This window comes from Xanthomonas phaseoli pv. dieffenbachiae (genome assembly GCF_008639345.1).
GTDB lineage: Bacteria > Pseudomonadota > Gammaproteobacteria > Xanthomonadales > Xanthomonadaceae > Xanthomonas > Xanthomonas phaseoli.
On sequence record NZ_CP041380.1, the window covers coordinates 4,795,230 to 4,807,349 of the forward strand.

At 65.1% G+C, this 12,120-nt stretch carries 7 protein-coding genes and 1 pseudogene; 6 read left to right on the top strand and 2 right to left on the bottom strand.

Annotated features, from left to right (window positions below; genetic code table 11):
* Positions 1 to 172: 172 nt before the first annotated feature.
* The 5 genes from FLG15_RS21315 to FLG15_RS21335 all read left to right on the top strand — a co-directional run bounded on the left by FLG15_RS21315 (position 173) and on the right by FLG15_RS21335 (position 7,177).
* Positions 173 to 1,954, top strand: coding sequence for an autotransporter assembly complex protein TamA (locus FLG15_RS21315; RefSeq protein WP_150147353.1), 1,782 nt, complete (start codon positions 173 to 175; stop codon positions 1,952 to 1,954).
* Positions 1,951 to 5,805, top strand: coding sequence for a translocation/assembly module TamB domain-containing protein (locus tag FLG15_RS21320; protein ID WP_057678003.1), 3,855 nt, complete (start codon positions 1,951 to 1,953; stop codon positions 5,803 to 5,805). The genes FLG15_RS21315 and FLG15_RS21320 overlap by 4 nt, the downstream gene beginning before the upstream one ends.
* Positions 5,806 to 6,081: 276 nt before the next feature.
* Positions 6,082 to 6,510: a hypothetical protein gene (locus FLG15_RS21325; protein ID WP_057678004.1), complete on the top strand. Its 429-nt coding sequence runs from the start codon at positions 6,082 to 6,084 to the stop codon at positions 6,508 to 6,510.
* A 9-nt stretch (positions 6,511 to 6,519) separates the two neighbouring features.
* Positions 6,520 to 6,969 (top strand): type II 3-dehydroquinate dehydratase, encoded by a 450-nt coding sequence (locus tag FLG15_RS21330; protein WP_057678005.1) that lies wholly within the window; start codon positions 6,520 to 6,522, stop codon positions 6,967 to 6,969.
* The gene (locus FLG15_RS21335) at positions 6,950 to 7,177 is read left to right on the top strand and encodes a hypothetical protein (protein ID WP_005914565.1); all 228 of its coding nucleotides are present in this window, start codon (positions 6,950 to 6,952) and stop codon (positions 7,175 to 7,177) included. Before FLG15_RS21330 ends, FLG15_RS21335 begins: the two co-directional genes overlap by 20 nt.
* A 275-nt stretch (positions 7,178 to 7,452) precedes the next feature.
* On the opposite strand, the pseudogene FLG15_RS21340 reads toward FLG15_RS21335, so the two are convergent.
* Positions 7,453 to 9,182, bottom strand: a pseudogene (locus FLG15_RS21340) (outer membrane protein assembly factor BamB family protein).
* Between the two features lie 813 nt (positions 9,183 to 9,995).
* Positions 9,996 to 10,580, bottom strand: coding sequence for a gluconokinase (locus tag FLG15_RS21350; RefSeq protein WP_057678007.1), 585 nt, complete (start codon positions 10,578 to 10,580; stop codon positions 9,996 to 9,998).
* 157 nt (positions 10,581 to 10,737) lie between these two features.
* Here FLG15_RS21350 and FLG15_RS21355 point away from each other — a divergent pair, with 157 nt between their 5' ends.
* Positions 10,738 to 12,120: an MFS transporter gene (locus tag FLG15_RS21355; RefSeq protein ID WP_057678008.1), complete on the top strand. Its 1,383-nt coding sequence runs from the start codon at positions 10,738 to 10,740 to the stop codon at positions 12,118 to 12,120.

Here is a 12,120-nt window from a genome sequence, read left to right on the forward strand (position 1 = left end):
ACGAACCTCTCTCTCAAGGTAAACGGGCAAGCAGCAATTGGGGGGCCGCTCGCAATCAGTGCCAACGAAACGTTAACAACACGCCGAATGTGACCACGTCACTCGGTCCCCGTATAGTCGGGTTTGCTTAGATTTTTTGTCCCTTCACGCCGAGGCTGGGTATCCTTTGACGATGCTTAAAGTCGCGTTTGCTCTTTCCTTGCTGTGCACCCTGTTCGTTCCGCTGCAAGCGGTTGCTCGGGCAACCATCGACAAGATCGAAATCAAGGGCTTGGATGGCGGCGGCGACGCCGAGATGATCGAGAACATCCAGGTCTCCCTGTCTCTGTATGAGGCCGTGGGCAAGGAGCAGGGCGAGTCGCGTCTGGAATATCTGTTGGCACAGGCCGAGCGGCAGACGCGCGAGGCGTTGGAGCCGTTTGGCTATTACTCGCCAACCATTACGCTGGCTGCACCGCGCGCCGGCGACAAGGTGACCGTGGTGATCACGGTGGATCGCGGCGAGCCGGTGCGGGTACGCACCTCGCATATCTCGATCACCGGCTGGGCCGAGCAGGACCGCTACCTGGGCCAGGACCTCAAGCAGTTCGAGCCGCGCGAGGGCCAGGTCTTCAGTCATCCGCAATACGAAGCCAGCAAGGTGCGCATCACCCGGCGCCTGGCCGAGCGTGGTTACTTCGATGCCGACTTCACCCAGCGCCGCGTTGCGATCACGCGTGCCGAGCATGCGGCCGACATCGATCTGAACTGGGACAGCGGCCGCCGCTACGACATGGGCAAGGTGCGCTTCGACTACGACTACTTCCGCGACGGCCTGTTCGACCCGCTGGTGTACTGGGAAGAGGGCAGCTACTACCACGAAGGCAAGCTTGACCGATTGCGCGAGTCGCTGACCAAGCTGGATTACTTCAGCACCATCGACATCCAGCCCAAGCCCGAAGAGGCAGACGACCAAGGCCGCGTGCCGGTGGACGTCAAACTTACCCGCGCCAAGCGCACGGTCTACACCGCCGGCTTGAGCTACGGCAGCGAAAGCGGCGCCGGTGTACGCGGTGGCGTGGAGCGGCGTTACGTGAACTCGCGCGGCCACAAGATGGACACGCAGCTGGATTACGCGCAGAACCGCAAGAGCCTGACCACCAGCTACCGCGTGCCGGCGTTCCGTTGGCTGGATGGCTGGTACACCGCCTCGGCGCGGCTGTACGACGAGCAGACCGAGTACATCGACCTGCGCAACGTCAAACTCACCGGCAGCCGCAGTGGCCAGATCAACGAGCGCTGGAGCGCGATCGCCTCGATCAACGCCTTGCGCGAGCGGTGGCGTTTCAGCAGCGGCGACGATTTCGAAGGCGCGGTGTACGAGACTTCCACCTTGATCTATCCGCAGTTGCAGGCCAACTACGTCAATGTCGACGACCGGCTGTTTCCGCGCAGCGGCGTGTCGGCGCAGATGTTCATCCGCGGCGGCGCCGAAGGTGCCGGCTCGGACACCAACTTCGGCCAGCTGTATGGCCAGCTGCGCTGGTTCCTGGGCGCCGGCGACAACAGCCGGTTGATCCTGCGCGGCGAAGGTGGCACCACCTGGACCAGCGACCTGGTGGCGATGCCGCCGAGCCTGCGCTTCTTCGCCGGCGGCGCGAACAGCATCCGTGGTTATGCGTTCCGCGAAGTCGGCCCGCGCACGCCCAAGCCCGACGAATTCGCGCTGGGTGCCAAGAACGTGGTCACCGCCAGTGCCGAATACGAGCATTACCTCAAGGGCGGCCCCTGGGGCGGCGCGGTGTTCGTCGATGGCGGCAGCGCCTTCGATGACCGGCCCGACTGGCATACCGGTGTCGGCTTCGGCCTGCGTTGGCGCTCGCCGGTGGGCCCGGTGCGGGTGGATATCGCGCATGGCTTGAACGACCCCGACTCGCAGTTTCAGCTCTACATCGATATCGGGGCCAACCTGTGAGCACGCCCACGCCGCCCTCCGCGCCGCGCCGCGCACGCTTCTATCGCCGGCGCCGCTTCTGGGTGGGCTCGGGCCTGACCGTGCTCGGGCTGGTGCTGCTGGCCTTGATCGCGATCTACTGGCTGCTGCAGACCGTGGCCGGGCGCGATGTGTTGCTGGCGCAGGTCACCGCGCGCCTGCCGGTGGGCGCCACCTTTACCTACCGCGCCGTCGAAGGCCCGGTGGCCGGCCCGCTGACCCTGCGCAATGTCGACTTCAAGTATCAGGACATCCACTTCACCGCCGAGCGCGTGTATCTGGAGCCGGACCTGCGCCCGTTGCTGGGGCGCAAGCTGCAGCTGGACGCGGTGCAAGTGAGCAATGCCACGTTGAACCTGGGCAAGAGCGAGGAACCGTTCACCCTGCCCAGCTGGCCCGAGTCGCTACCGCAGATCAACGTGCCGCTGGCGATCCAGGCCGACAAGATCGATGTGCAGAACCTGCGCATCACCCAGCTGCAGCAGCCGATGATCGTGCTGCACACCGTGCAGGGCGGGCTCGAGGTCGCCACCGGCGAGCTGCGCACGCGCGATCTGGTGATCGACACCGACATGGGCGACTTCCGCCTGCACGGCGATTACCTGCCCAACGACGACTACCGCGCCGACCTGACCGCCACTGCCGTGCTACCGGCCGCACGCGGGCGCACCCCGGCCAGCCTGGGGCTGGTGGCCCGCGGGGATCTGGACAAGATGGAAGTGGCCATTGCCGGCCGGGCGCCGGCGCCGCTGCAGGCCAGCCTGGTGTTCACCGGTCGCGACGACCCGACCTGGGCGTTCAAGGCGGTGACCGAGGCGCTGGATACCTCGCTGTTGATTCCGGCCGCGCAGGGGCAAGCCAATCCGCCTGCCACGCCGATCGCGCTGAACCTGGAAGCCTCCGGCAAGGGCGGCAACGCCGATCTGCACGGCAGCATCAAGCAAGGCGAACTGAGCGCTACGCTGCAACCCTCGCATGTCCGCCTGGCCGAGCAGGTCCTCACCTTCGAACCGTTGGTGATCGACACCTTCGAAGGCCGCACGCAACTGCGCGGCACCGCCGATTTCCGCGATACCCAGAATCCGAGTTTCCGCTTTGCGGTCAACGCCAGCGGCCTGCGCTTCACTCCGGCCGCGGATCCGGCCACACCGGACGCGCCGCTGGTGCCGGTGGAGCTGAAAGACGCACGCCTGGGCGTGGCCGGCACCTTGAAAGCCTGGGCTGCGATCGGCCACGCCGCACTGGAGCGCGATGGCCAGCAGGCCGAGCTGGTCTTCGACAGCCGTGGCAACGACCAACGTGCACAGCTCAAGCAGGTGCAGGCGAAAACGCCGGGCGGTGCGCTGGATCTCACCGGTGAAGTGGCCTGGGCGCCGGAGCTGCAATGGGATGTCAGCGCGCAACTGGCCAAGTTCGACCCGGGCTATTTCGCGCCGGGCTGGAACGGCAACCTGTCCGGCAAGATCGCCTCCAAGGGGCGGCAATTGCCGGCTCCTGCCGGCGGTGTCTCGCCGGGGTTCGAGGCCACTGCGGCCATTCCCAGCCTGGCCGGCCAGCTGCGTCAACGCGCGCTGTCGGGCAACGGCAAGTTCGCGTTGCGCGGCGAACAGGGCGAAGGCGAGCTGCAACTGGCGCTGGGCAATAGCCGCATCACCGCCAAGGGCAAGGTGGGCGACCAGCTCGATATCGCCGCGCAGCTGCAGCCGTTGCAGCTGGACGATGTCTTGCCTGGTGCCACCGGCGTCGTGCGTGGGCAGCTGCAGGTCAGCGGCAAGCGCGACGCACCCGACATCACCGCCGACATTGCCGGCAACGGCCTGCGCTGGGACACCTATAGCGCCCAGAGCATCAGCCTGCGCGGCCGGCTGCCGTGGCGCGGCAGCGATGGCCAACTGGCCTTGCAAGGTACCGCCATCGAAGCCGGTGTGGTGCTCGACAGCGTGCGCGTGCAAGCGCGCGGCGCGGTGGAGGCCCTGCGGCTGGATGCGGACATCGCCAACAGCATGGCGACTGTCGCCCTGCAGGGCGATGTGCGTCGCAACGGCGAGCGGTGGCAGGGTCAGCTCGCGACCTTGCGCATTGCCCCAGCCAAGGGCGATGCCTGGGCACTGCGCCAACCGGCGCAGTTCGGCACCGATGGCGCGGCGTTTACCTTGTCCGACACCTGCCTGGGTGCGGCCACCGGTGGCGCACTGTGCGCCAGCGCCAACTGGCCGCGCGAGGGCATGGTGGTGCATGGCGACGCGCTGCCGCTGTCGCTGGTGCAGCCGTGGCTGCCCAAGCAGGAAGGTCGGCAGATCTATCTGCGTGGCGAGCTGTCGCTGGACGGTAGCTTCAAGCCGCGCGGCAACGCCTGGGAAGGCAGCCTGCGCATCGCATCGCCCGAAGGCGGCATTCGTTTGGGCGAAAGCCGCTACGCTGCAGTGGCCGGCAATCCCAATCGCGGCGAGTTGCTGCGCTACGACCAATTCAGCGTGCAGGCCGATTTCAGCCAGCAACAGATCCAGGGCAAGCTCGGTATCGGCTTCCAGGGCGCCGGCTTTGTCGATGCCAAGTTCAATACCGGCTGGGATGCGTACGCGCCGCTCAACGGCGAGCTGTATCTGAATATGTCGCGGCTGTACTGGCTGGAGCTGGTGATTGCCGACGTGGTGCGGCCGAAGGGGCTGGTCGAAGGCCACGTGAGCCTGCGCGGCACCCGCGACAAACCACTGCTCGGCGGCGACGCCACTCTGAGCGATTTCACCGCCGAATATCCGTCGATGGGTTTGACGCTGAGCGAGGGCAAGGGCCGCTTCGATGCGCTGCCGGATGGCTCGGCCAAGATCACCGCCTCGGCCAAGTCCGGCCCCGGCACGCTCACCGTCGATGGCGGGTTGTCGTGGTTCGGGACCAGCACGCCGTTGCTGCTCAATATCCGCGGCGACAACGTGCTGGCCTACAACACCAGCGAGTTGCGCATCATTGCCAATCCGGACATGCAGTTCGGCATTAGCGACAACACCATGCAGTTGCGCGGCAAGGTCACCGTGCCCGAAGCGGACATCGACCTGGAACGCCTGGACCGTGGCACCTCGGTGTCCGAAGACGTGGTGGTGCTGGACCCGGTGGACCCGGAACAGACGCCCGCATCGCCCTTGGATATGGACCTGGCGATCGTGCTCGGCGACAAGGTCAACATGAGCGGCTTCGGCCTCAAGGGCGGGCTGAGCGGGCAGATGCAGATCCGCGCGCGCCCGGGCCGCGAAATGACCGCCAATGGCGGGCTGGATGTGCGTGGGCGCTACAAGGCCTATGGCCAGGACCTGACCATCACCCGTGGCCAGCTGACCTGGAACAACAACATCGTCTCCGACCCGCGCGTGAGCCTGCGCGCCGAACGCAAGATCGGCGATGTCACCGCCGGCATCGATGTCAGCGGCCGCGCCGAATCGCCGCGTGCCGACGTGTGGTCGGAACCGGCGATGTCGCAATCCGAAGCGCTGTCGTATCTGGTGCTCGGCCGCGGCCTGTCCACTGCCAGCAGCGACGAAACCCAACAGGTCAGCGCCGCCTCGGCCGCACTGTCGGCCGGCAGCAGCCTGATCGCCTCGCAGATCGGCGCCAAGCTTGGCCTGGACGACGCCGGCGTCAGCCAATCCAGCACGTTGGGCTCGGTCGTCGGTTTCGGCAAGTATCTCTCGCCCAAACTCTACGTTGGCTACGGCGTGTCGATGGTCGGCGGCGGCTCGGTACTGACGCTGAAATACCTGCTCAGCCGCGGCTTCGATATCGAAGCCGAATCGAGCACCATCGAGACCAAGGGGTCGGTGAACTGGCGGCGGGAGAAGTAGGCGGCTTCGAGCTGGCAGAAACTGCTGGTCGTTCTGCTGCGTCTGCGGCCGTTAGCGTGCAGCGCTTGTTGCATGGATAGAGGATTACGCCGCTTGCATCTGCTTTACCTGCGCTGCGCTGCGCACCGGCATCGATGGCGCGTTGGATTGTTTCGACTGATGGAAAACGCGCCATTACGCACTCTTTATGCTCGCGCGCTGGCGCGCGAATAGCGCCTTTATGCCCGTCAGGCCTACCTTGGCACTCCCGCACTGTGGTGCGTTGAGTCGAACACGATGTGTATCCTGATTTTGCGCGGTCCTCAGGCCGATCCGGCGCCGTTGATGCCGATGCCATTGCCTGCGTGTGCCGGGCGTGCGTTGCGCACGCTGGCGTGTGCCGATGTGGATAGCTTGATTGCCGAGCTGCATGCGGCCGGTGGCAATGCCGAGGTGGAGCTGGTATTGCTGGATTCGGGCGATCTGCCGTTGTCCGAGCGCAGTTGCGCGCGCGCCTTGCGCGCTGCCGTGGACGCGTTGCCCACGCCGTATATCGAGCTGCATTCCGATTCGGCGCAGGAGTTGGAGCCGTGGCTGCATGCGCAGCATGCGCCGTTGGCGGTGGTGATTGCCCCGCACGATGCGCCGCGTGCATATGCGATGTCGCTCGGCATTGCCGCGCGGTGCCTGCCGCCGATGCACGCGCCGCTGCGCGTTGCTGCCTGAGGAGGCGCGATGTCGATCATGATCATGCGTGGGCCGGAGGCGGCGATGCCGCTGGTGCGTGGGCCGCAGCCGTTGCCGCGCGCCGTCATTCGCCAATTGGTGGCGTGTGCCGGGGACGCGGGCAAGACGGTGGCATTGCGTGCCTGTGGCTCGGAACAGGAACTGCTGGATGCGCTGCGTGTGGCCGGCCAGGCGCGGATGGAGATCGCGCTGATCGATCCGGGCAGTTGCGTGGATAGTGCGCGGTTGCATCGCGTGCTGAGCGAACTGCCTTACCCCTATGTCGAAACGCACGACGACAGCGTGGACCGTCCGGAACGCTGCCTGCCGCACGGTCTGGGGCAGTGCATCGCCACGGTGCGTGGGTATTGTGCGCAGAGCTATCTGCTGGGGCTGGAGATCGCGCTGGAATATCTGGGCTGCACGGAGATTCAAGGCGATGTCCACGTCGGGACCTGAGCGGCGCCAGCTGCATTACTTCGCCGATTACGAGGGCTACTGCGACGGTCGGCCGGTGCTGTGGGGGCAACTGGCACATAGCGTGGACGTACCAGCCGATGGCGAACTGGACGCAGCCGCGCTGGTGCGCGCACTGCGCCGGCGTGCGGCCGAGGCGCACGGCCTGGAAGCGGGGCAGATTCGCTTATGCCAGGTCACGCGACTGTAGTTGCGAGCCTGGAGCAGAAAAGGCTACGCGCACCGGCAGGCGCGCCATTGGCGCCGGCCAGATGGCGGCTCGCTGTCGGTGGGTCGCCACGTTCTGCGTTCAGCGCGAGGACGTCTGTTGATCGCTGTAGATGATGCGTTGCCGCGTTGCCGCCGACTTCGTGGCGCGCCTGCAGTTGCACCTGAGCAACCGGCAGCGCCCACGAAGACACCGCCGCCCGAAGGCGGCGGTGTCGTGCTGACAGGAGCCGGTTATGGCCGCCCTGCAGATCCTGCTTACTTGGCTGCTGCGTTATCCGGCACGAACTTGGTCAGCTGGTTGGCTGTTGCCGCGACACCGAAGTTGTTTCGCGCATAGCCGGAGCCCCAGTACAGCGCACCGTTCACGATTGCCGGCGCGCTCATCACCGAGCCACTGGCCTTGTAGTTCCACAAGGTGGCACCGGTATCGCTGTCCAGGGCAACCATATTGCCTGCCATCGATCCGGCGAACAGCAGGTTAGGTGAGACCGAGATCGGACCCTGCGCGCCGGCCGGCACCGTCGGATTGACGGGGTTGATCCCCGGTGCCTTCACTTGCCACAGGATCTTGCCGGTACCCGCATCCAGTGCCGCCCACGAACCGGCGTTGTGGCTGACGGTGTTGTCTGGGCCCAGCGTGTAGGTGGTGTTGAGGTTGTTGTTGATGCCGACATAGATGCGCGACTTGTAGGGATCAAACGCGGCGCCCCACTCGATACCACCGGTGGTGCCGCCCGGACCAACTTGGGTGGACCATACCTTGGCACCGGTCTTGGCGTCGAAGGCCCAATAGATGCCACTCTTCTGTCCGGCGCCGACCAGTTGTTGCAGCTTGCCGTTGCGCGGCACCGCAAACAGTTGCACGCCCGCACCGCCAAAGTCGTAATCGGGGCCGGTCAGGTTGGTTGCCTGGGTGTTCGGGCACAGGCCATTGGTCGGGGCAAGGATGCACGACAGATTCCAGGCATCGTAGCCCTGGTTGCGGTTGGCCCAGACCAGCTTGCCGGTGTCCAGATTGAGCGAAATCACCGAATCGACGTAGTTGTCCGGTGCCATGCAGTTGAGTTCATCCTCGACGGTCAAATCACCGCCGCGATAGGAGCGCGCATTGGACACGCAGTTACCGACGCTGGCGGGAATGTTGTAGTTGTTGCCGGTGCCGAAATAGATGCGGCGCGCGATCGGGTCCACCGCGACCTGGCCCCATGTCGATGCACCCGTGTAGCCTTCGGGCGCGTTGTAGAACTGCCAAATCTTCTTGCCGGTGTTCACGTCCAGCGCCACCACGCTGCCGCGGAATGAGAACCGATGGGTGGGATCGAGACTTTCATAATCCCTGGAGGACACCCCCAGGTACACGCGGTTGCCGTACACCACCGGGACGAGGTGATCTGTGCCTGTGGATTGGTCTCTACCTCGCTCTTCCACAATAACTTGCCGGTTTTTTTGTCCAAGGCCAGCACGGTGCCGCCGGCCATGTCGCCCAGGATGATGCTCTTGGGGGTGATGGCAGGCGTGGTACGCGAGAGCGAATTGCTCTTGTTCGTATAGTCCGACAGCTTGGCCTGCCAGTTCGGCTTGCCGGTTTGCGTGTCCACGCTATACAGCGTGCCGCCCCAGTCGGGCACGTACAGGGTGCCGCCTTCGATGCTGGGCGTGGCCGAGATGTCGCCGGTGGTGGTCAGCGTCCACGCCGGCTTGAGCGTCTTGGCAGTGGTGCGATTGATCTTCCATTCGCCCGGTGCGAAACGCGAGTTCAAGTAGCCGCCACCGGCCACGGTCCAGTTGCTGGGGCTGGCAAAGGGAAGGTCTTGACCGAAGCTGCGCCAGACCTGGCCGGAGCGTGCGAATGCCTCGGTATCCAGGGCCGATACCGGCTGCTGCGCGGTGGTGGCGCCAGACTGCGCGAAAGCCACGGCACTGGCGAGCAGGCAAGGAACGAGCGTCAAACTGCGAAACCGCAAACGGCGTTTGGGATTGATCATCACGGCATGTCCTAGATGGAAGGAAGCGTTGGATCCCCCCGGATCTGCCGACGAACGATGGACGATTGACGTGACCGTGCAACACCTGCGCGGCGCTGCATTCAGACAACGGTCGGGTCCGTTTGCATCTGGTGCGACCAGCTTGAAAAATTTGCGTTCAATCGGTTCGTTATTCGCACTAATCGTGATGATTCATCACTATTTCCCGTGTTGCGATAGAAAACTTGATTGATGCGGTCTTGAACCGAGATGCGCCGATGACGGCGGTTTGCAAGAAGTAACCAGGAGATATTGCGCAACCTTGTGTGGGTGCTTTGCCACGGATGGGCGCGATGGAAAAGTGCGCCAGGAACACCCGGTGCGCGATATCGGCGGTCGATTGCCGCGTCCTGCGGTATGTAGCCAATGGGGCTGAGGGGCTCGGCGCTGTGGCCGATTGCGCTGCGCGCTGCGAGTCGTGCGGCGTGTGGAGGCGGCGAGATGAGCGATGCGGGTGTGGTCGTACCCTCATCCGCCCCTTCGGGGCACCTTCTCCCGGCGGGAGAAGGGAATGGCGCGTTGCCGATGCGGGCACTTTGCGGCGGCATACGGCCATGCGGATGCGCGCTGGATGCGCAGGCGAGCGCGACAGCAGGTGTTCGCGCTGCGCCGTGCGGGCATTGCCGCTGTGACTGCGCTCAGGCTGCGCGTCGCGCGATCGTGATGGGGCATCCATCCCGGCACGGAAGCAACAGCCTCGCGATGCATGACGCATGACGCATGACGGCCTAGACGACACCCACCGCGTGCCTCACGCAAATCGTCTGCGTGCGCTTACACCCGCTCCGATGCGCGCCATGCATGTTGCACTGCGGCGGCATCGATCGCCGCCAATTGGGCGATCGCATCCTGCACAACCGCAGGCACGCTGGCATCCACGTCCACCGACACCACGTCCGCTTCGTCCAACGGCAGCTCCAACGTCTGCAGCTGGCTGTCGAGCAACGCGGCTGGCATGAAGTGGCCTGCGCGGGCGCTCAGGCGTGCGGCGATCACGTGCGGGGCCGCATGCAGGAACACGAAGCGCATCGGCACGCCGCTGTTGCGCAGCAGCTGGCGATGCGCGCTGCGCAAACCGGAAAAGGCCAGCACCACCGATTCGCCGGCTTGTACGCAATCGCGCAGCGTGGCCGATAGCAGTTCGACCCACGGCAGGCGCATCGCGTCGGTGAGCGGTTGACCGGCTGCCATCTGCGCGCGTGCTGCCACGCTGTGGTAGTCGTCGGCATCCAGAAAACGGAAGCGGTAATGCGCTGCCAGCGCCTGTGCAATGGTGGTCTTGCCGCTGCCCGACACGCCCATCACCACGATGGCAAGCGGCGAAGCGGACGCGGGCGTGGCATGTGTGGCGGTGTCCATCACGTCAGGTTATATCTCTGGATCGATTCGGCATTCGAATGGATTTCACGTTGGCGACAGCCGACGCGTGGTGTAGCGTCGGCGCTCCTCGCCAGGTGCGCGGGCACCCAGCGTAACGGCGTGCTCGGCCGGGTACAACGCATTTGAAGGTGTGTCGATGACGTCATCGCCCGCAACGTCTCCTGCATCGGCGCGCCTGCGCTGGCGCGAAAAGCTGGGCTATGGCGCCGGCGATCTGGGCTTGAATCTGTACTGGGCCAACATCTCGGCGTTCTTGCTGATCTTCTACACCGACACCATGCACCTGCCGGCGGCTGCAGTCGGCACCATGATCTTGTTGACCAAGATCGCCGATGCGATCGCCGACCCGGCGATGGGCGCACTGGCCGACCGCACGCGTAGCCGGCTTGGCAAGTTCCGCCCGTATCTGCTGTGGGGTGCGCTGCCGATGGCCGCTGCCGGCGTGCTTGCCTACACCACGCCGGATCTGGATCAACATGGGCGTATGTGGTGGGCCACGATCACCTTCCTGGTGATGATGCTGGCCTACACGGTGGTGAGCATTCCGTACTCGGCATTATCCGGCGTGATCACCGCCGACAGCCAGCAGCGCACCGGCCTGATCAGCCTGCGTTTCATCGGTGCGTTCGCAGGGACCACCTTGGTCAACTACTTCACGATGGACCTAGTGCGCTGGTTCGGCGCAGGCAACGATGCGCTGGGATGGCAGCGCACGATGATGCTGTACGGCGCGGTGGCGCTGGCGTTGTTCGTCACCGTGGCGCTGACCACGCGAGAACGCGTGCAACCGCCGCCGCAACAACGCACACCGATTCGTCGCGACATCGCCGACCTGCTGCAGAACAAACCGTGGTGCGTACTCTTCGTGCTGTCGTTGATCATCATGATCACGATCACCATGCGCGGCGGTGCGGGCGTGTACTACCTCAAGTACTACGTACAACGTCCGGATCTGGTCGGCCTGTTTCTGGGCAGCTACTCGGTGGCCCTGGGCGTGGGTGCGGCCATCACGCCGCTGCTGACGCGGCGCTGGGACAAGCGCCAGCTGATGTTCTGGCTGATGGTGCTAGTCGGCCTGCTGAGTTGTGCGATGTTTTTCGTACCGGCCGATGCGGTGTGGGCGGTGTTCGTCTTGAACATGCTGATCGGCCTGGCGCTTGGGCCGAAATCGCCGTTGGCGTTTTCGATGTATGCCGATAGCGCCGACTACACCGAATGGCGCACCGGCCGCCGGGCCACGGCGATGACGTTCGCCGCTGCGACGTTTTCGCAAAAGCTCGGTGGGGCGTTGGCCTCGGCCGGCATTGCCTGGGTGCTGGCTGCAATGGGCTATGTCGCCAACACCGCGCAGTCCACCGGGTCGTTGACCGGCATCGTGCTGCTGCTGACAGTGATTCCGGGTGTGGTTGCGCTGCTGGCGGCCTGGACCATGCGTTTTTATCCGCTGGACGACGGGCTGTTGAACCGCATCCAGCACGAACTGGCCGCGCGCAAGCGCGACGAACCGGAGCACCCCTGA